18 protein-coding genes are annotated in these 19,914 nt (G+C 53.4%); all 18 read left to right on the top strand.

All coding sequences use genetic code 11. The features are described 5' to 3' along the window. Positions 1-16: 16 nt before the first annotated feature. The 18 genes from bshA (at position 17) to J2Z18_RS09560 (ending at position 19,835) form a co-directional block, all read left to right on the top strand. The gene (gene bshA, locus J2Z18_RS09645) at positions 17-1,180 is read left to right on the top strand and encodes an N-acetyl-alpha-D-glucosaminyl L-malate synthase BshA (protein WP_007129854.1); all 1,164 of its coding nucleotides are present in this window, start codon (positions 17-19) and stop codon (positions 1,178-1,180) included. Positions 1,181-1,229: 49 nt separating this feature from the next. Further along, a complete protein-coding gene (locus J2Z18_RS09640; protein WP_007129855.1) occupies positions 1,230-2,528 on the top strand; it encodes a CCA tRNA nucleotidyltransferase in 1,299 nt (432 codons plus the stop codon). Further along, positions 2,515-3,504, top strand: a complete 990-nt coding sequence (locus J2Z18_RS09635; RefSeq protein WP_007129856.1) for a biotin--[acetyl-CoA-carboxylase] ligase — start codon at positions 2,515-2,517, stop codon at positions 3,502-3,504. The genes J2Z18_RS09640 and J2Z18_RS09635 overlap by 14 nt, the downstream gene beginning before the upstream one ends. A 291-nt stretch (positions 3,505-3,795) precedes the next feature. Then, positions 3,796-4,674 (top strand): 3-methyl-2-oxobutanoate hydroxymethyltransferase, encoded by an 879-nt coding sequence (gene panB, locus J2Z18_RS09630; protein ID WP_007129857.1) that lies wholly within the window; start codon positions 3,796-3,798, stop codon positions 4,672-4,674. Further along, positions 4,671-5,561, top strand: a complete 891-nt coding sequence (gene panC, locus J2Z18_RS09625) for a pantoate--beta-alanine ligase (RefSeq protein WP_007129858.1) — start codon at positions 4,671-4,673, stop codon at positions 5,559-5,561. The genes panB and panC overlap by 4 nt, the downstream gene beginning before the upstream one ends. Then, entirely contained in the window at positions 5,554-5,937 is a 384-nt protein-coding gene (gene panD / locus J2Z18_RS09620; protein WP_007129859.1) for an aspartate 1-decarboxylase, read from the top strand. Before panC ends, panD begins: the two co-directional genes overlap by 8 nt. 110 nt (positions 5,938-6,047) lie before the next feature. Next, complete coding sequence (locus J2Z18_RS09615) at positions 6,048-6,677, top strand: hypothetical protein (protein WP_007129860.1); 630 nt, start codon at positions 6,048-6,050, stop codon at positions 6,675-6,677. A gap of 228 nt (positions 6,678-6,905) precedes the next feature. Next, positions 6,906-9,773, top strand: coding sequence for an ATP-dependent DNA helicase DinG, 3'-5' exoribonuclease type (gene dinG, locus J2Z18_RS09610; RefSeq protein WP_210094617.1), 2,868 nt, complete (start codon positions 6,906-6,908; stop codon positions 9,771-9,773). A gap of 68 nt (positions 9,774-9,841) precedes the next feature. Beyond that, a complete protein-coding gene (locus J2Z18_RS09605) occupies positions 9,842-10,504 on the top strand; it encodes a redox-sensing transcriptional repressor Rex (RefSeq protein ID WP_007129862.1) in 663 nt (220 codons plus the stop codon). Further along, positions 10,482-11,780 (top strand): amidohydrolase, encoded by a 1,299-nt coding sequence (locus J2Z18_RS09600; protein WP_007129863.1) that lies wholly within the window; start codon positions 10,482-10,484, stop codon positions 11,778-11,780. The genes J2Z18_RS09605 and J2Z18_RS09600 overlap by 23 nt, the downstream gene beginning before the upstream one ends. Positions 11,781-11,808: 28 nt before the next feature. Next, positions 11,809-12,327 (top strand): cell wall elongation regulator TseB-like domain-containing protein, encoded by a 519-nt coding sequence (locus tag J2Z18_RS09595; RefSeq protein ID WP_007129864.1) that lies wholly within the window; start codon positions 11,809-11,811, stop codon positions 12,325-12,327. Positions 12,328-12,590: 263 nt separating this feature from the next. After that, complete coding sequence (locus J2Z18_RS09590) at positions 12,591-13,124, top strand: hypothetical protein (RefSeq protein ID WP_007129865.1); 534 nt, start codon at positions 12,591-12,593, stop codon at positions 13,122-13,124. Continuing rightward, the gene (locus J2Z18_RS09585) at positions 13,117-14,619 is read left to right on the top strand and encodes an AAA family ATPase (protein WP_007129866.1); all 1,503 of its coding nucleotides are present in this window, start codon (positions 13,117-13,119) and stop codon (positions 14,617-14,619) included. Before J2Z18_RS09590 ends, J2Z18_RS09585 begins: the two co-directional genes overlap by 8 nt. Positions 14,620-14,978: 359 nt before the next feature. After that, positions 14,979-15,851: a 3-hydroxyacyl-CoA dehydrogenase family protein gene (locus J2Z18_RS09580; RefSeq protein ID WP_007129867.1), complete on the top strand. Its 873-nt coding sequence runs from the start codon at positions 14,979-14,981 to the stop codon at positions 15,849-15,851. After that, on the top strand, positions 15,848-17,056 hold the full coding sequence (locus J2Z18_RS09575) for an acetate/propionate family kinase (RefSeq protein ID WP_007129868.1): 1,209 nt from the start codon (positions 15,848-15,850) through the stop codon (positions 17,054-17,056). Before J2Z18_RS09580 ends, J2Z18_RS09575 begins: the two co-directional genes overlap by 4 nt. 29 nt (positions 17,057-17,085) lie before the next feature. Continuing rightward, a complete protein-coding gene (gene asnS, locus J2Z18_RS09570; RefSeq protein ID WP_007129869.1) occupies positions 17,086-18,381 on the top strand; it encodes an asparagine--tRNA ligase in 1,296 nt (431 codons plus the stop codon). An 18-nt stretch (positions 18,382-18,399) separates the two neighbouring features. Then, complete coding sequence (locus J2Z18_RS09565) at positions 18,400-19,146, top strand: DnaD domain-containing protein (protein ID WP_007129870.1); 747 nt, start codon at positions 18,400-18,402, stop codon at positions 19,144-19,146. Positions 19,147-19,562: 416 nt separating this feature from the next. Further along, positions 19,563-19,835, top strand: a complete 273-nt coding sequence (locus J2Z18_RS09560) for a CD3324 family protein (RefSeq protein ID WP_007129871.1) — start codon at positions 19,563-19,565, stop codon at positions 19,833-19,835. Positions 19,836-19,914: the final 79 nt, after the last annotated feature.

Here is a 19,914-nt window from a genome sequence, read left to right as displayed (position 1 = left end):
TTGAAGGAGGCCTTATATGAAACAGCAACCATTAAAAATAGGGATTACCTGCTATCCTTCATTGGGCGGGTCTGGCGTGGTGGCGACGGAGCTTGGGAAGCTTCTGGCGGAGCAAGGCCATCAGGTTCATTTTATAGCACACAGCATTCCGTTTCGTTTAGGCTCCTTTCATAAAAATATTTTTTATCATGAGGTAGAAGTAAACGATTATTATGTATTCCGGTACCCGCCTTATGATCTGTCGCTGGCGACCAAGATGGCGCAGGTGGCGAACATGCAGCAGCTTGACGTGCTTCATGTTCATTACGCGGTTCCGCATGCCGTCTGCGCTTTCCTCGCGAAGCAGATGGTGGGGGATCAGCTTAAAGTCGTAACAACGCTTCACGGGACCGACATTACGGTGCTGGCCCAAGACGAATCGCTGAAGGACTTGATCCGATTGGCGATCAATGAGAGCGATGCCGTAACGGCGGTTTCGGAGGATCTGATCCGGGAGACAAGGGAGCTGCTCGACATTACCCGCGACATTGATCTGACCTATAATTTCGTTGATCCGAGAGTGTATTACCCTCGACATTCGGAATCGCTCCGAAGGGATTACGCCAACCCGGCGGAAAAGGTTCTGATGCATATCTCCAACTTCCGCCCGGTTAAACGGGTAGGGGACGTGCTGGATATATTCGATCGGGTCCAGCGGAACATGCCTGCGAAGCTGCTGCTGGTAGGGGAAGGGCCGGAGCTTCCGAAGATCCAATGCCGCATCAAGGAGATGGGGCTGGAAGATAAGGTTCATTTCCTCGGCAAGCAAGACGAAATAGCGCATGTCATCTCCATGGCCGATGTGCTGCTGCTTCCATCCGAGAAGGAAAGCTTCGGCCTCGTTGCACTGGAGGCGATGGCCTGCGGCGTGCCGACGGTAGGCTCTACGGCCGGAGGGATTCCAGAACTGGTTACGCACGGCGAGACGGGCTTCTTGGCCCCGATCGGCGATACGGCGGCGATGGCGGAGCATGTGCTTACCATATTCAAAGATGCGGAGCTTGCGGAACGGATGCGCAAGGCTTGCCTGCAGCGCGCGACAACGATGTTCTGCAATGAGTTGATTCGCGGCAAGTATGAGCAAATCTATTACCGAGTATTGGGGCGGGAGGTCAACGAGCTGAAGCCGATATGCGGCTGAAGCTCAGATCCTCTCGTCTATTTTTCGGATAAAGAAGGAACGTCAAATCATGAGAAATGGGCAGAAATCAATACAATGGCAATATGCGGATCAGGCGATGGCGGATCGGAGCGCGGAAGTCATCCGGACGCTGCTTCAGCATGGCTATGAGGCATATTGGGTCGGCGGTTGCGTTCGCGATGAGTACATGGGCCGCCGGGTCAGCGATATGGACATCACGACCTCTGCCCGGCCGGAGATAACGGCCTCGTTGTTCCCCAAAGTCATTCCGACCGGCATCCAGCACGGAACGGTGACGGTTCTGATGGAAGGGGAGGCCTTTGAGGTGACGACCTTCCGGATCGAAGGCGGATACGAGGATCACCGTCATCCGACGGAGGTGGCTTTTGTCGGAGATGTCGAGCAAGATTTGAGACGGCGGGATTTTACGATGAATGCGATGGCGATCGGGCTCGACGGTACATGGGTGGATCCGTTCGGCGGCCGGGCGGATATCGACCGGCGCAGGATCCGCTGCGTGGGCGAAGCATCCTTGCGCTTTCGGGAAGACGCGCTCCGCATGGTTCGGTGCATTCGGTTCGCTTCGGTATTCGGCTTCTCGATCGCGCCGCGAACGTGGAAGGGGATCCTTGCGGAGAGAGATACGCTGAGCTTTATCGCCATGGAACGGATCCGGAGCGAATTTGAAAAAATCATGACCGGTCCTTCGCCGCTGCGGGGCTTGAGCATGTTCGTCCGCAGCGGGCTTTATTCACGGATGAAGGCGCCGTTCCCTTATACCGGCCATGATGACAGCATGTTATCGGCGATCCCGCTCATAGACCCGGAGCATGCGTACATCCGTTGGTCGCTCCTCCTGCTGGCTTGCGATATCCGGTCCCAAGCCGCGGATGAGCTACTGCGGGGATGGACGTTCTCCAACAAGCAGCGGCAGGAAATCGTGAGTCTGATGTCCATTCAAGAAGAGTGGCTTAAAATCACCGGAGCCGATAAAGATGGAATGGATAAGCTTCCATGGGTTCGCCTTGTGCTCACCCATGGGAAGGCGTCGGCTGGAGGCTGGCTGCGACTGCAGCAGGCGCTCCATCATTCCGGTGCCGCAGCGACGGCGGAGACTGCAAACAGGCAGCTTGCCGAATGGCTGGAGGAGATGCAGATCCAGAGCCTGAAGGATTTGGCAGTGACCGGCAATGAGCTGGTTCAGGCGCTAGGCAAACGCGGCGGCCCATGGCTTGGCGAGCTGCTCGGGCAGCTGCTGCTTCTTGCAGCGGCCGGCCAGATTAACAATGATAAAGAATCGTTGATTGATGAAGCAAAGCGGGTGGTAATGAATCATGAAGGATCATGATCAAGGGTATTCCTTGCTCCGTATGTTTCAGGAGCATCCCGGTCAGTTCCTGTCGGGAGAAGAAATCAGCCGCAGGCTGTCCATCAGCCGGACGGCGGTATGGAAACAGATCAACAAGCTGCGAAGCCACGGCTATGAGTTCGAAGCGCTTCCGAGGCTCGGCTACCGTATGGTGGACGAGCCCGACGTGCTGGATGAACAGCTGCTGGGAGCCGGAATGAAGAGCCGCTCTTTCGGCAAGCAGATCAAGCTGCTGGACCGAACCGTATCGACGCAGGAGGATGCCCGGGAGCTGGCGGAGGCAGGCGCGCCTGAAGGTACGCTCGTCATCTCGGAAGAGCAGACCGGCGGGCGCGGCCGGATGGGGCGCAAATTCCATTCGCCCCGCGGCAAGGGCATCTGGATGAGCTTGATCCTGAGACCGAAGCAGCCGCTGCATTTAACCCAGCAGCTGACCCTGCTCACGGGGGTGGCGGTATGCCGCGCAATCGGAAAATCAGCGGGTGTGCAGACACAAATCAAGTGGCCTAACGATATTTTATATGAAGGCAAGAAGGTTTGCGGCATTCTGCTGGAATCCACCGCGGAGGACGGGCGGATCCGTTATTGCGTAGCGGGAATCGGGATCAGCGTAAACCTGAAGGAGACCGATTTTCCGGAGGAGCTGCGAAGCGTGGCGACTTCGGTAAGGATGGCTGGCGGGAACGTCGTCAACCGGACAGAGCTGATTCAAACGATCATGCAGGAAATGGAAGTTCTCTACGAATTATATAATGAGCAGGGTTTTGAGCCTATCGCCTCCGCATGGGAGGCGCTGTCGGGCACGGTCGGGCGCGAAGTCCGGGTACAGTCGGGGCAAGGCGATTTCACGGGAACAGCTACCGGCTTGAATAAGGACGGCGCCCTTATGGTGCGCAGCGACGCAGGTGAAATGGTTCCGGTGTACTCCGGCGAAATTCTTTTCAATACCAGGTAAATCAAACAGGGTGAAAAAATTTTCGGACTTTGTTATACTATAGCCAGAGGCGGTATCGCGATCGATTGCGAGCTGCACTCTTGGCAAGTAGCATTAGGAATCATGCATTATTTTAGAACACCTTCATAACTGTTATGCCGGTTACGTTGGATTCTGCTCTGAGCCGAAAGGACCGAGACAGAAGGGACGATCGCGAGTGACTCTTTTTTGCCTTTCGGACCTTTTTAGCAAGCTGTGCTAAAAGGTTTTTTTGTTGTGCTTATACTTTTACGACAGGGAGGCTGTGTCACAATGACAGGCAAGCAACCATTGAACATTGTTAAGATGAGGAATATGAAGCGGGACGGCAAGCCGATCAGCATGCTGACCGCATACGACTACCCGTCCGCAAAGCTGGCGGAAGAGGCGGATATCGATATGATTCTGGTCGGGGATTCCCTCGGCAACGTCGTTCTGGGCTACAATTCAACGATTCCGGTTACGCTGGATGACATGGTGTACCATACGCGTTCTGTAGCCCGCGGTGCGGAGAATACGTTCATCGTTGCCGATATGCCGTTTATGACGTATCACGGGGGAATCGACGAAAGCCTGAAAGGCGTGCGCAGACTCATGCAGGAGGGACATGCACATGCCGTCAAGCTCGAAGGCGGCGCTGAAATCGCCGATACCGTCAAACGGATCGTTCAGTCGGGCGTGCCCGTGCTCGGTCACATCGGCCTGACTCCGCAGTCGGTCAACCAGATCGGCGGCTACCGGATTCAAGGCAAGGACGCCGAGGATGCCAAGCGGCTGATGAACGATGCCAAGGCGCTCGAAGCAGCCGGCGCATTTGCGGTCGTGCTGGAGCTTGTCACAGAAGAGGCCGCAGCCGAAATTACGAAAGCATTGAGCATTCCGACTATCGGGATCGGCGCCGGCCGATATTGTGACGGTCAGGTGCTTGTGTACCATGATATATTGAAATACGCTTCCCCCTACCGTGACAAACGGTTTGTCAAAACTTACGCGGACATCGGATCCGTCATCCGTGACGGAATCGCTCAATATGTAAGAGAAGTCAAGGACCGCTCGTTCCCGGCCGAGGAGCATGTATTCAAATCCGAGAATAAGCAAGCCTCCGAACCGGCGCTCTACGGCGGCAATAAGGAAAAGGTGGGCACTTCATGAACGTCATTCGCACCATAGCGGAAGCAAGAGCATTTATCCAAGCAAGACAACACGAAGGAAGCGGAGCCGTCGGACTTGTACCGACCATGGGCTATCTGCATGAAGGACACGCCAGTCTGATGCGCAAGGCCCGGGAAATGTGCGGAACGGTCGTTGTCAGCATATTTGTCAACCCGATCCAGTTCGGACCGGGCGAGGATTATGAGACCTATCCGAGAGATGAAGCGCGGGACCTTGCCTTGGCGGAAGCAGAAGGGGTGGATGCCGTATTCATCCCGTCCGTTGAGGAAATGTATCCGCAGCCAACGAAAACGAAGATAACTGTTGCGGAGATTACCTCGCTGCTCTGCGGCGCTTCGCGTCCGGGGCATTTTGACGGGGTGACTACCGTTGTATCCAAGCTGTTTCATATCATAAAGCCGGCCTATGCCTTCTTCGGGATGAAGGATGCCCAGCAGGTAGCCGTCATTGAGCAGATGGTTCGGGATTTGAACATGGACGTGAGCATCGTTCCTTGCCCGATTATTCGCGAACAAGACGGTCTCGCCCTAAGCTCCCGCAACGTTTATCTCAGCCCGGAAGAGCGGAGGCAGGCGCTCGTCTTGTCCGGCTCCCTGAAGGCGGCGCAGGCGATAATTGAGCAGAACCCCGAGGTGACGGCAGGCGAGATTCGTACGATGCTTCGGGAGCATATTACGCAGTCGCCGCTGGCCGACATCGATTACGCCGAAGTGCTCACGTTCCCGGAGCTTTCTCCTATTGCGGATTCTGAGCAGGCTTTAGGGACAGATCGTGGAGTCATTATGGCGCTCGCTGTGCGGTTCGGCCGTACGCGCCTGATCGATAATGCGTTAATTCAACCGAAAGTGGGGGATTCCCATGTTTAGAACGATGATGAAATCCAAAATCCACCGTGCGACCGTAACGGAAGCGAATTTGAACTATGTGGGCAGCATTACCATCGATGAGAATCTTATGGAAGCGGCAGATTTGCTGGAGAATGAAAAGGTTCAAATCGTGAATAATAACAATGGCGCCCGTCTGGAGACCTATGTCATTAAAGGAGAGCGCGGCAGCGGCGTGATTTGTCTTAACGGAGCTGCGGCACGGCTCGTGCAGCCGGGGGACAACGTCATCATTATTTCTTATGCCATGATGTCCAAAGAGGAATATGAGAACCATACGCCGACGGTCGTAATCGTTGACGAGAACAATAAGCCTGTAACGACTTCATACCGGGAAGTACACGCAGCTGTGCTGTAATGACCAAAATGTGTCGGGAACGCAAAGGGATGAAAAGGACCACTTCTACAAAAAATGAGTTCAGGTCGACGCACTGATCTCATTTTTTCGCTAAGGGTGGGATGCACGCTATGTTTCAACATGTATTCGCCGAAATGAACAACATGTTAGATGAAATTGTGAAGCATTACCCTACCGCAAATGGCCCTAAAAAGCAGGCGCTTGTACAAAACTGGAATATGCTGAAGAGCATGAGCGACGGCATTATTGAGGAATGGCTCCGTTTCGAGGAACGGATGGCCGTCTTCCGCGAAAATGCCGTATCTCCTCCGGTTTTTCCGCCGACCGAGGCGCCTGAGCTGCAGCATGATGCCTTCATCCGGGGACAAGGGTATTATAAGCTGCTGATGTTTGAGCCGGCGATCGCGCAGTTCAAGCTCGCTGCAGCCGTGTATCCGGATAGTCTCTTGATCAAGCTGTACATTGCATTATCCCAACTTCACTTGGGGGAGACTTCCCAGGCATCCGACGTGCTCATGTCCATCCTGCCGATGGCTGAAGACCGGAAGCTGCGGGCCATGGTGTATAACGCGCTCGGCTGCATTCAAGCCTTAAACGGATGCCAGGCGAAGGCAGAGGAATGTTTTACCCTTGCGATTCACAGCGACCCGACATTACCCGACCCGATAATCAATCTAGAGGTTTGCAAGAAAAACCGGGGTGATCTGCAGTACGGCAGTCAGCTGATCTCGCTGCTGTAAGCAGCAGTCTGAACAAGAAGCGATGCTAAGGCTCAGGGAATGAGCTGTTCAGCATCGCTTTTTGCCGTTGTTATAGAAGTACTGAATGCCTCTAGGGACATGCCAGAAATGTGAATTCCATGCAGGAGTCCGGGTCATGAGGAGCCGGTATTCTGTATGCCGGAATGTTCAAAAGCCGCAACTTCTGGTATGCTGTTAATTAGTCTGGAAGAAAGGGATTTTAACGAAATGAAATTTGCCGTATTGGATTTTGAAACCACGGGCAACCAGTCTGCCGATGAAATTATCCAGGTCGGGCTGGCCATCATCGAAGAGGATCGGGGCATCTCCCGCGTGTACGGCACGTACGTCAATCCCGGGATTCCGATTCCTCCGTTTATTACCGGTCTGACCGGAATTTCCGACAGCGATGTAGCCGATGCGCCGTCTTTGGAGGAAATGATGATGGAGCTCGTGCCCATGCTGGACGATGTGGTTCTGGTCGGGCACAATGTGGCTTTCGATTTTAACTTTTTGCAAAACGCGCTGGATCGCTGCGGTTATTTACCGTTCAGCGGCCGGATTTTAGATACGATGCACTTTTTGAAAATATGCTTCCCCTCGCTGCCATCTTATCAGCTCGGCATGGTTTCCTCGCATTTCGGCCTCGAGCATGACCGTCCGCACCAAGCGGACAGCGATGCGCTTGCCACAGCGAATGTGCTGCTGAAATGCCTGGAGGAGATCGATGAGCTTCCTCTGCTGACCATCCAGCGGCTGAGCGATCTGTTTGCGGAAGAGGACAGCGATTTGGCCTGGTTCTTTGACGGCATCCGTGTGGAGCGCGAGATGCAGGCCGTCCAGGATGGTAGCATTCATACCTACTACCGCCAATTCGCATTAGGCGTTGAGGATTGGACGGACATCGCTCCGGTCCGCGATGAAGCGGAGCCCAATCCGCTGGCGAACATGAGCTTTGATGAGTATATGGATGAGGTTCGGAGACGTTTGAAGGAAGTGCTTCCACAATATGAGAGCCGGGATGCGCAGGACATCATGTTCCAGGAAGTGATGCAGGCGCTTGATGAGGACAAGCATCTGTTGATCGAAGCCGGCACCGGTACTGGAAAATCGCTCGGATATTTGCTCCCGTCCATTTACCAAAGCGTCAAGCAGGAGCAGAAGGTGATGGTCAGCACGCATACGATCAACCTGCAGGAACAACTTCGAGACCGCGACATTCCTCTGCTTACCCAGGTAGTGCCGTTCCCTTTTAAAGCAGCCATCTTTAAGGGAAGAGGTCATTATTTGTGTTTGAGAAAATTTGAACATAAAATAAATAGGAGAGATTTTCATTCGCCGAAGGAGGACGTCATTACGGCGGCCCAAATGCTGGTATGGCTCACACAGACCGAAAGCGGCGATGATGAGGAGCTGAATCTCGGCGGCCGCGGAGGCGATTTCTGGGAAACGATCGCCAGCGATTCCGATTCATGCCTTGGACGAGGCTGCCCGTGGTTCCGCAAGTGCTACTACCATCGGGCGAAGCATGAGGCCGGCATTGCGGATGTTGTGATCACGAATCATTCCAAGCTGTTTACCGATGTAAAAGCGAACCACCAAATGCTTCCGAGCTACGAGCGGCTCGTCATCGACGAAGCCCATCATTTGGAGGATGTGGCCGGCAAGCATCTCGGGCTGCAGATGAAATATTTTACGGTGGTTCATACATTGACGCGTCTATACAAGGACAGCCGAAGCGGGCAGCTCCCTGCGCTGCGGCAGCTGCTCCAGGCTTCTCCCCATGAGAAATCCGGGGAATGGTCGGCGGTCATCGACCGGATCTATCCTGATCTGATCACGGTGAAAGAAACTTGGGACCGACTCAGCGACCAGCTGTTCGGGCTGCTTCCGGAACGCGGCGATGCTTCTCCTGGAGATGCAGGGCAATATACGCTGCGGCTCTCGCCTGCGAAGAAGCCGAAGGATTGGGGAGCGCTCGCCGAGCTGGAACAGCAGATTCACGTGACGCTGGGAGACGTCGTTCGCAAGGGAGACAAGCTGATCGCCGAGATGAAGGAAGAGCTTGACGATTACAGTGCGGACAGCCTGCTGACTGACCTGTCGGGCTTGTTTAAGGATCTGGCTGCGCATCGCGAGGATTTGCGGTCCTTCATGGCTCTGAATGACGAAGGAACCGTATACTGGATGGAGGCCAACGGCAATTTCCGCAGCAAGTCGCTGCAGCTCTACGCCGTGCCCGTTGATGTGAGCAAGCATTTGAAGGAATTGTTTTTTGACAAGAAGCGGAGCGTGATTCTGACATCGGCGACGCTGTCGGTCGATAAATCGTTTCAATTCATGATCGATAATCTAGGGCTCCAGGAGGCGGCGGACGCAGGGAATCTGAACACGGTTCAGCTGCCGTCCCCGTTCAATTACAGGGAGCAGGCGCTTCTTGTCATTCCGCGGGATTTTCCAAGCGTGAAGGGCTCCGTGGGGGATGCGGTATTTGTGGATACGCTTGTGAAGTCGCTCTCTGAAGCGGCAATAGCGACCCAAGGTCGTATGCTCGTCCTGTTTACGTCGTACCGGATGCTTCGTCAGGTGCACGAGCCGCTGAAGGAAGCGCTGGCTGCCAGCGATATTACGGTGCTTGGTCAGGGAATGGATGGTACGAGCCGTACGAAGCTGATACGCCGGTTCCAGGATAGCAGCGCGTCGGTTCTGCTCGGGACCAGCTCCTTCTGGGAGGGTGTTGACATTCCCGGAGAAGCGCTGACCTGCCTGGCGATTGTCCGGCTGCCGTTCCAGCCGCCCAACCATCCGCTGGTCGAGGCGAAGAGCGAGCTGCTGCAGCAGCAGAAGAAGAACCCGTTCATGAAGCTGTCGGTGCCGCAAGCGGTCATCCGCTTCAAGCAGGGCTTCGGGCGGCTTGTTCGGACCGCCCACGATAAGGGAATCGTGATCGTCTACGATACCCGGGTAATCGAATCGTATTATGGAAAATACTTCTTGTATTCCCTGCCCGGACCGAAAATGGAGCATATGCCGACCGAGGGGATCGTCCCCCGTATTGCGCAGTGGCTCGAGGAAAGGGAGAATGAAAAAGAGTGAACCTAAAGGGGAGCAAGGCTTTATATTGGAAGCGATGAACTATCATCCTATTAATAGGGGGAGCATGCATGAAATCGGATAAAATTTCAGAGGCCGTAGTCCGCAGATTGCCAGTCTATTTGCGCTATTTGAATGAGCTTCATAAGCGGGAGGTGTCCACCGTCTCCTCACAGGAGCTTGGGCAGAAGCTCGACCTGAACCCGGCCCAAATCCGCAAGGATTTGGCCTATTTCGGGGATTTCGGCCGGAAGGGCATCGGGTATGATGTCTCCTATCTCATTGAGAAAATCCGCCAAATCTTGAAGCTGGACCAGAAGATCAACGTTGCGCTGGTGGGTGCGGGCAATCTCGGACATGCGCTATCCAATTACAACGCGTTTCTGAAAGATAATATGAAGATTGTGGCGATTTTCGATTCGTATCCTCCGAAAATCGGGCTGAAGATCAATAACTTGACGGTGCAGCCGATGGAAGAGCTGGACAAGACGGTCCAGGAATACGGCATTCGAATCGGGATCATTACGGTACCGGATTTTGAAGCGCAAAACGTAGCCAATCAGCTGATCAACGCCGGAATCGAGGCGATTTTGAATTTTGCCCCGACGATTCTGAAGGCGCCGCCTCATATCCGCATTCACACCGCGGATTTTACGACGGATCTGCAAAGTCTGGCTTACTATTTGGACAATGGGAAGGAGGATGCGCAGCATGACAACGAAGTGGATGGTTAAGAACGGAACATTTGCCGTGCTTCAGGAAGGACAGCCGGTTCTCCGCGGGTATATGGTTGTGGAGGACGACCGCATCACGTATTTGGGGGAAGAGGAGCCTCAGGTCGATGCAGAAACCCAGGTGATGGACGGAACGCATCTGTTATTCCTTCCAGGGCTGGTCAACACGCATGGACATGCAGCCATGTCGCTGCTTCGCGGCTTTGGCGATGATCTGGCCCTGCAAGTTTGGCTGCAGGAGAAAATGTGGCCGATGGAAGCGAAGTTTACGGCCGACGATGTATTTTGGGGCACTTCGCTCTCGGTGCTCGAGATGCTGAAGGGCGGTACGACAACCTTCGTTGACATGTATGACCATATGGATCAGGTCGCCAAGGTTGTCCAAGACTCCGGAATGCGGGGAGTGCTGACAAGAGGCGTCATCGGGCTGTGTCCTCCGGAAGTACAGAAGCAGAAGCTGGATGAGGCGATTGCCTTTGCAAAGGACTGGCACGGTCAGGCGGAGGGCCGGATTACGACGATGATTTCGCCGCATGCGCCTTACACCTGCCCGCCAGACTTCATTGAGAAATTCGTTCAAGCGGCGCATGATTTGAATCTGCCGATTCATACCCATATGTCCGAAACGGCAGCCGAAGTGCAGCAGAATGTGAATGACTACGGACAGCGTCCGGTGGCCCATCTGGAGAAGCTCGGCGTGTTCTCGCGTCCGACGCTGGTTGCGCATGCGGTGCATTTGACGGACGAAGAGATTGAAATATTGGCTAAGCATGATGTCGCGGTATCCCATAACCCCGGCAGCAACCTGAAGCTGGCCAGCGGTGTTGCGCGTGTTCCCGAGCTGTTGAAAGCAGGTGTGACAGTGTCCCTAGGAACCGATGGACCAGCGAGCAATAACAACCTGGACATGTTCGAAGAAATGCGCCTGGCCGCCCTTATCCACAAGGGCGTCAGCGGCGATCCGACGGCTATTCCGGCAGCCGAAGCGCTTCGAATGGGAAGCGAGTATGGAGCACGGTCGGCATTTCTTGATAACGTAGGCAGATTGGCCGTCGGGATGAAGGCGGACATGATCGCACTGGATACCGATCAAGCGCATTTCCTGCCGCGCACGGACTACATTTCGCATTCAATTTACTCGGCCTCCGCCAAGGATGTGGAGCATGTATGGGTTGACGGCAAGCAGGTGGTTAAGCACGGCTCCTGCCTCACGCTGGATGAGGAACGGATCCGCCGTGAAGCCCAGCGTTCATTCGAGCGTCTTTCGACCCTTTAGGGCAGATTAAGGGGGAGGATCAGACGGTTTGAAAAAGAGAACAAAGTGGATTTTGCTTAGTATATCCGGGCTGCTGCTGGCGCTGCTATGCGTGCAGCTGTACTATTCCTATGTCATGAAGGACACGTGGAATGAGGAGAGCCTGGCGGTGCAAGCCGCTCGCCAGCATGGCGGCCTGGTGACGAAGGATAAGACCTACAAATCGGTATGGGGCGAGAACAACAATTATTGGGTCATCACGGGAACGAATCAGGACAAGCATCAGATCATGGTCTGGGTGAAGTTTACGGATGATAACCTTCCTGTTGAAGGCAAGGATGCGGTTCAGGCCGTGCTGCTCAGCAGCGGATTGTCCGAGGAGCAGATGCGCGAGCAGATTCGCAATGAGATGCCGGGTGCTGTGATCAAGCGGCTGCTCCCCGTGATGTATGAAGGCGAGTATACATGGCAGCTCCAATATGAGAATCAGGGCCAATTAGGTTATCGCTTCTATCGCTTCCAGGACGGACAGGCGATCGGAGAGGACATTATTCTTCCAAATCAATAAATCAGTTATACAGGAAAGAGGCTTTCTTGTACGCGATTGTACAAGGAAGCCTCTTTGTTTTGGGTTTGTAAGCGCTGTCTGAAAAATATGGAAAAACTGTTCTTAATATTTTCACAGGAAGGCATGAAAAAGTATAGATTATGTGATATACTCATTGTTGTACTCATTAGACAGAAAACGATCTATTAGTCATAGCATATGATACTGTATATAAATGTGATTTATTCTAATCTACAAATTACTACTACTGAAGGAGGCACTTCATGAAACTACGCATTGTCCCTATCATGCTGACGGTTGTCATTTCGGCATTGGTGCTCTTCGGCGGATGGTTTCTATATCAGCGTTTCGCTGTCCAGAGTCCGCTGGCCGATGTTGTTTCTCAATATGAAGGCGTGAAAAGTTCTCATATAGATATTAAACAGGATGCCGTATCTTTGAAACTCGATTTGGCTCCGGACACGAATTTGCAGGGCTTGGTTCAGCACATCAAGCGTGAAGGCAAATCCGTGATCGGCAGCCGGGAGCTTAAAATTCAAGTCGAGGACCACTCCTCGGAGGCGTTGGATGAGTGGTGGGAAAAGGCGATGCTGTCTGTTGCGGAGGCAATGGATAACAAGCAATACACCAACATCCAGAAATCCCTGGATCGGCTGGCCGCCGGTACGCCGAATCTGAGCGCAAAAGCGACGATCGACGACAACAATGTCTACATCAGCCTGTCGGATGGAAAGTCTGGTAAATTCATCATCCTGCCGCGTCAGCCCGGAACAATGGAGGTGTGGAGCCATGCCTAAATGGACGAAAGAAGTAGCGATCGGCTTTGTCCCGGTATTGCTGGTATTCCTGGCTTTTATCGGGGTGAATATCGTGCCGGTTATCATCGCGGTTGCTCTCGTAGGCGGATTGCTGTTCATCGCGAAGATGAGAGGCGGGATCGCCGTCGGAGCAGGAAATGAACGCAAACGCAAGAAAGCGGGCCCCTCGAAGCTGACCTTTGAGGAGATCGGCGGGCAGGACAATGCCAAGCAGGAGCTTCGGGAGGCGCTTGATTTTCTGATCCGTCATGAAGATATCAAGAAATTCGGAATCCGTCCGCTCAAGGGCATTCTTCTCACCGGTCCTCCGGGGACGGGGAAGACGCTCATGGCCAGAGCAGCCGCCCATTACACCAATTCCGTATTCGTGGCTGCATCGGGCAGCGAATTCGTTGAAATGTACGTCGGCGTCGGAGCCGGACGCATCCGGGATTTGTTTAAGGATGCCCGCACCCGGGCCGAGAAGGAGAATAAACAGAGCGCAATTATCTTTATCGATGAGATCGACGTCATCGGCGGGAAGCGTGAAGGCGGGCAGCAGCGCGAATATGATCAGACGCTGAACCAGCTGCTGACCGAAATGGATGGGATCTATTCGACCGAGGCGCCGCGTATTCTCGTCATCGCCGCCACGAACCGCAAGGAGATGCTGGATAGCGCCCTGCTTCGTCCGGGAAGATTTGACCGCCATATTCAGGTGGATCTGCCGGATAAGAAGGGACGAGCCCATATTCTAAGACTGCATGCGGCCAACAAACCGCTGCATGAGGATGTGGACCTTGAGAAAATCGCCGAGGAAGCGTACGGCTTCTCGGGCGCCCAGCTGGAAAGCGTCATGAACGAAGCGGCGATTTACACGATGCGCGAGAATGAGCAATTCATTCACCAGCGCCATCTGTCCATGGCCATCGATAAGGTCATGATGGGTGAGCGGTCAGACCGCGAATCCAATATCGAAGAGAAGAAGCGGGTGGCGATCCATGAGCTGGGTCATGCCATTATGGCGGAGCTCGTACGCCCCGGCAGCGTGAAGCAGGTGGCGCTCAGCCCCCGCGGCAAAGCTCTTGGCTATGTGCGTCACAATCCGCAGCAGGAGCAGTATCTCTATACGAAATCGTTCCTGGAAGAGCAGATTATGATCGCGCTTGGCGGAGCTGCCGCGGAAGAAATCTATTACGGCGGGCGGAGCACCGGCTCCAGCAATGACTTTGAGCAATCGCTTAACATTGTGGAGACGATGATGAAATCCGGTTTAACCTCGCTTGGCATCATCAACATGAATATGGTTACGACCGAGGAATTGATGCGCGAGAATAATATGATCCTAGAAGAGCTCATGTCCCGGACGAAAGGCCTGTTGGAACGGAATCGGGCGATATTCGACAATTCGCTTGACATCCTGATGAAAGAGGAAATTTTGTCCGGAGAGCAATTTCGTTGTCAATTTCGTGAAAACGCGCTTTTACCAGCATAATTTGTTATGCTGGTTATTTTTTTTTACTTTTTTCTCATGCTAAGATATTATTATATTTTGTGCTCTAAAAATGCATGTTCAAAAAAATCGGGTTTTCAGCACCAAGAAGGTTGGAAGAAGCTAGGGATTGAGGAGCGGAGCGTACGTACTGGGTACGTGAGCACCTGAAATGTTTTCGCAGAAAACATGCTTCGGAAGCTGCTACTTAAGCCCGGCTGAATTCAAGATTCGATGCCGAGTTTCTTCTTGAATCACTTCGTGATCAAAAGACGATTTTTTGGACAACCTCTAAAAATGCATTTTTCGACAAATAGGGGTACAATACTGTATAGAGATAAGGAAAGGGTGGAGTAGAAACCATGTACTTCAAAAAAATCGGCGTTGTCGGCGGCGGTACGATGGGGCAGGGCATTGCGGAAATGCTCGCCGCCAAAGGGCTCGACGTGCTGCTCGTTGAGAAATCTCCAGAGAGATTGGACTATTCATACCGCATGATCGAAACCAGTCTGGATAAACAGCTGGAGAAATGGGGCATCACGCAGGCGGAGAAGAAACTTATACTTAGCCGGATTCAGAAAGTGACGCATATCAAGGAGCTTGGCACCTGCGATATGGTCATCGAGACGATTATAGAAGATTTGGATGCAAAAAAAGAAGTATTTGAACAGCTTGACCAAGTATGTCCGAGCAATGTCATCTTGGCGAGCAATACATCCACGCTCAGCTTGACGGAGCTTGCCAGCTCCACGAAATATCCGGAGCGTGTTATTGGCATGCACTTTATACATCCCGTATCCAAGGTGGATCTCGTTGAAATTATTCGCGGCTTGAAAACGTCCGAACAGACGTTTACCGAAACGAAGCGTTTTGTCGAGGAAGTGGCTGACAAGAAGGGCATCATGGTCTATGAATCTCCGGGCTTCGTAACGACGCGCATGATTACGCTGATGATCAACGAAGCGCTGCATCTGCTACAGGAAGGCGTTGCGTCCGCGGAGGATATCGACGACGCGATGCGAATCGGCTACAACTTCCAGCACGGGCCGCTCGAGATGGCGGACCGTTTCGGTCTTGACTCCATTCTTGCCGCGCTCGAACGCATGTTCCGCGAATACGGCGAGCTGAAATACCGTCCGTCCATCGTGCTTAAGAAGATGGTGCGTGCCGGACAGCTTGGCGTGAAGACCGGCGAGGGCTTTTTCAAGTACGACAAGGATGGTGACCGGATATGAATATTCTCGTAATTAACGCGGGCAGTTCCTCGCTTAAATATCAGCTGTATAACATGACGGATGAATCCGTGCTGGCCAAAGGCCTGGTGGAGCGGATCGGGATGGATTCCTCGATTCTGACCCATAAGCCGACCGGGAAACAGGAAGTGACCGAGGTCAGTGAAATATTGGAGCATACGACCGCGATCCGCAGAGTGCTCGGCATGCTGACGAATGAAGAGCATGGCGTCATCGAATCCATCGACAGCATTCAGGCCGTCGGCCATCGGGTCGTACACGGCGGTGAGTCCTTCAAGGAATCGGCCCTGGTGGACAGCGAAGTCAAGGCGGAAATCCGCCGCCTCTTCGACCTGGCTCCGCTTCATAATCCCGCTTCCATGATGGGGATCCGGGCAGCGGAAACGAATATGCCGGGCGTTCCGCAGGTCGTTGTGTTCGATACCGCCTTCCATCAGACGATGCCGGAAAAATCATACCTGTACGCTATCCCGAGAGTTCTTTATAATAAATATAAAGTACGTCGTTACGGTGCGCACGGTACGTCCCATGCTTATGTCAGCCAAGCGGCAGCCGAGTTTCTGAACCGTCCGATCGAAGAGCTCAAGATCATTACCTGCCACATTGGCAACGGGGCTTCGCTGACTGCCGTTGACGGCGGGAAGTCGGTCGATACATCGATGGGGATGACGCCGCTTGAAGGCTTGATGATGGGGACGCGCAGCGGCGACCTGGATCCTGCCATCGTTCCTTTTGTCATGAATAAGGAAGAGCTTACCGTCAATGAAGTGAACTCGATGCTGAACAAGCACAGCGGTTTGCTCGCGATTTCCGGAATCAGCAGCGATATGCGTGAAATTACGGAAGGCATGGAAAAAGGCGAGCCGAATACGACCTTGGCATTCAATATGTATGAGTACCGGCTCCGTAAATATATCGGGTCCTACGCTGCCGCAATGAACGGCGTGGATGTCATCGTATTTACGGCAGGCGTAGGGGAAAACTCGATCGTCCTCCGCAAAAAGGTGCTTGAGCAGCTTACCTATCTCGGCGTAGAATTGGATGAGGAGCTGAACAGCATTCGTTCCGGCGAGCCTCGCCGCATTTCCACGGCGAATTCAAAGGTCGAGGTGCTTGTCATTCCTACCAATGAGGAATTGGTTATCGCTCGGGATACGCATCGTATCGTACAAGCTTTATACCGTTAATTCGCAGTGATAAAGGGAGAGATTTTAGCATGGCCACCAAAAGTGTGATTCGTCACGTCAGCCAGCATGTCGGTGAGACGGTAACCATCGGCGCTTGGATTAACAACAAGCGTTCCAGCGGCAAGATTCAATTCCTGCAGCTTCGGGACGGTACCGGATATATTCAAGGCGTAGTCGTTAAGAATGAAGTGTCCGAGCAGGTATGGAATGATGCAAAAAGCCTGACGCAGGAGAGCTCGCTCTATGTAACGGGCGTGATCCGCGAGGAGCCCCGCAGCCAATCCGGTTATGAGATGACGGTAACGGGCATCGAAATCATCCATCTGACAGAGAATTATCCGATTACGCCTAAAGAACACGGCGTCGATTTCCTGATGGATCATCGCCATCTGTGGCTTCGTACGCAGAAGCAGCGCGCGATTATGGTCATCCGGGCGGAAATTATCCGTGCGATTCAGGAGTACTTTGATACGAACGGATTTACGCTGGTGGATCCGCCGATTTTGACGCCGACATCCGCGGAAGGAACGACGAACCTGTTCCATACGAAGTATTTCGACGAGGATGCCTACCTGACGCAAAGCGGACAGCTGTACATGGAAGCGGCCGCCATGGCGCTCGGCAAGGTCTATTCCTTCGGTCCGACATTCCGGGCAGAGAAATCCAAAACCCGCCGTCACCTGATCGAGTTCTGGATGATCGAGCCGGAAATGGCCTTCACGGATCACGAGGAGAGTCTGAAGGTACAGGAGCAGTTCATCGCTCATGTCGTGCAATCGGTCGTTAAAAACTGCCGCCAGGAGCTGGAGGCGATCGGCCGCGATATTTCCAAGCTGGAAGCGATCCAGGCTCCGTTCCCGCGGATTACGTATGACGAGGCCATCGAATTCCTGCACACGCAAGGCTTCGATATTCCTTGGGGTGAGGATTTCGGCGCGCCGCATGAGACGGCCATTGCCGAAAAATACGATAAGCCGGTCTTTATTACGCATTATCCGGCCGGCATCAAGGCCTTCTACATGAAGCCGGATCCGAACCGTCCGGAAGTCGTGCTGTGCGCGGACATGATCGCCCCGGAAGGCTATGGCGAGATCATCGGCGGTTCGCAGCGGATCGACGATCCGCAGCTGCTGGAAGAGCGTTTCAAGGAGCATGACCTGTCGATGGACACCTATCAGTGGTATATGGATCTGCGTAAATACGGAACGGTTCCACATTCCGGCTTCGGGCTTGGACTGGAGCGGACGGTAGCCTGGATCTGCGGTCTGGATCATGTGCGTGAAACGATTCCGTTCCCAAGAACATTGTATCGGTTGTATCCATAAGCCGTGAGAGGTGAGTCTATGGATCACGGCAACGCCGGAGGCAACCGGGGATCGTGGGCCGATGGCGCGGCAGCGGGAATGAGCCAGGGCATGGCGATTATTCCGTATTCGCTCCTTCGCCACTACCGGAAGCTGGGCCTGACGGACCGGGAGGCGATGCTGCTGATCCATTTGATCGGATTTCAGCAGGTCGAATTCAAGGCATTTCCGTCCCTGGAGGAGCTGTCGGATGTAACCGGCATTCCGGCCGCGTCGATCGCGCCCAGCCTGCAGCGGCTCATGAAGGATGGGCTGCTCGGTATCGATGAGTACGTCGACGGAGCGCAAGGAATCCATTATGAGCGGTACAACCTGAACGGGTTGTACAAGAAGCTGGCGGATTGCATGGCCGAAGAGGATATGACCCCTCAGCCGGACCGTATCAAACCCCAGTCCCCGCTCTCGGGCCGGGGAGGGTCCGCGCCGATGGATCCCGCAGGAGCCCGGACGGTTCCGGAGAAGGAAGAGCGCAATCTGTTCACCATTTTCGAGAAGGAGTTCGGCCGCCCGCTGTCTCCGATGGAACTCGAGACGATCTCCGGGTGGGTGGATGCGGACCGTTATCCGGATGAGCTGATCCTGCTGGCCTTGAAGGAAGCGGTGTTTGCCGGAAAGCTGCATTTCCGCTACATCGACCGGATTCTGCTGGAATGGAGCCGCAATCGCGTGCGCACGGCCCAGGATGCTAAAGCCTATACGCAGAAATTCAGAAATATCGGAAGATAGACAAGCAGCACGTCCTTAGCGGGCGTGCTGTTTTTGTTTTGTGCGGGTAATCGATGCATTATTGGGGGTGGAAGTACAATTTCTTGAAAGAGCCGCCACATTCGTTTCATGAACCATGCATGGCACATGTGTTGATCCCGAGCAAGCCGTCTCAATCACTCATGTGTACTTCGGGCACGGATTTCGCTATAATGAACGTAACCTGTCGGAATTCCATTATCTTGAAGGGAGGGGCCAAATATGAAGAAGTTGACAGTGTGCTCTATGCAAAGTCTATTTGATGAACAACGGCGGTTGTTTGCATGGAGCGAGAAGATGGTTACCGCCTGATTTCCTCTTGGTGAAAAGAGGCCGTTTATCACGTGGACTTTGCATCCTTAAAATTTCGAATTTACATTTTAAGGAGCAAGGATGCCATGAAATATATAAACGCGGATATTATACTTCCTGAGGAGCTGTTGAAGGAAGTGCAGAAATATGTGCAAGGCAAGATGGTGTACATCCCGAAGCCCGAGGGGCTGCGGAAGAAATGGGGAGAGAACTCCGGAAGCAGGGCCTATTTGAAAAATAGGAACGAGGAAATCCGCCGGAAATTCACGGAGGGTGCTTCCATCGACGATCTGTCCTCACAATATTGCTTGTCGTGCGATTCGATCAAGAAAATCGTTTATACCAAAAACAACAAGTAAGCGCAAGTCACATTAGATCCACGTTCTAATGTGGCTTTTTTGTGTTTACATTGGTTCAACTCATTTGCTGCATATCCCT

This window comes from Paenibacillus lactis, from assembly GCF_017873605.1.
Classification (GTDB): Bacteria; Bacillota; Bacilli; order Paenibacillales; family Paenibacillaceae; genus Paenibacillus_AQ; species Paenibacillus_AQ lactis.
This window is presented reverse-complemented; position numbering and strand designations above follow the sequence as displayed.

Coding starts and splice junctions, on each gene's coding strand:
- bshA (WP_007129854.1), top strand. CDS start 17: ATGAAACAGCAACCATTAAAAATAGGGATTACCTGCTATCCTTCATTG.
- J2Z18_RS09640 (WP_007129855.1), top strand. CDS start 1,230: ATGAGAAATGGGCAGAAATCAATACAATGGCAATATGCGGATCAGGCG.
- J2Z18_RS09635 (WP_007129856.1), top strand. CDS start 2,515: ATGAAGGATCATGATCAAGGGTATTCCTTGCTCCGTATGTTTCAGGAG.
- panB (WP_007129857.1), top strand. CDS start 3,796: ATGACAGGCAAGCAACCATTGAACATTGTTAAGATGAGGAATATGAAG.
- panC (WP_007129858.1), top strand. CDS start 4,671: ATGAACGTCATTCGCACCATAGCGGAAGCAAGAGCATTTATCCAAGCA.
- panD (WP_007129859.1), top strand. CDS start 5,554: ATGTTTAGAACGATGATGAAATCCAAAATCCACCGTGCGACCGTAACG.
- J2Z18_RS09615 (WP_007129860.1), top strand. CDS start 6,048: ATGTTTCAACATGTATTCGCCGAAATGAACAACATGTTAGATGAAATT.
- dinG (WP_210094617.1), top strand. CDS start 6,906: ATGAAATTTGCCGTATTGGATTTTGAAACCACGGGCAACCAGTCTGCC.
- J2Z18_RS09605 (WP_007129862.1), top strand. CDS start 9,842: ATGAAATCGGATAAAATTTCAGAGGCCGTAGTCCGCAGATTGCCAGTC.
- J2Z18_RS09600 (WP_007129863.1), top strand. CDS start 10,482: ATGACAACGAAGTGGATGGTTAAGAACGGAACATTTGCCGTGCTTCAG.
- J2Z18_RS09590 (WP_007129865.1), top strand. CDS start 12,591: ATGAAACTACGCATTGTCCCTATCATGCTGACGGTTGTCATTTCGGCA.
- J2Z18_RS09585 (WP_007129866.1), top strand. CDS start 13,117: ATGCCTAAATGGACGAAAGAAGTAGCGATCGGCTTTGTCCCGGTATTG.
- J2Z18_RS09580 (WP_007129867.1), top strand. CDS start 14,979: ATGTACTTCAAAAAAATCGGCGTTGTCGGCGGCGGTACGATGGGGCAG.
- J2Z18_RS09575 (WP_007129868.1), top strand. CDS start 15,848: ATGAATATTCTCGTAATTAACGCGGGCAGTTCCTCGCTTAAATATCAG.
- asnS (WP_007129869.1), top strand. CDS start 17,086: ATGGCCACCAAAAGTGTGATTCGTCACGTCAGCCAGCATGTCGGTGAG.
- J2Z18_RS09565 (WP_007129870.1), top strand. CDS start 18,400: ATGGATCACGGCAACGCCGGAGGCAACCGGGGATCGTGGGCCGATGGC.
- J2Z18_RS09560 (WP_007129871.1), top strand. CDS start 19,563: ATGAAATATATAAACGCGGATATTATACTTCCTGAGGAGCTGTTGAAG.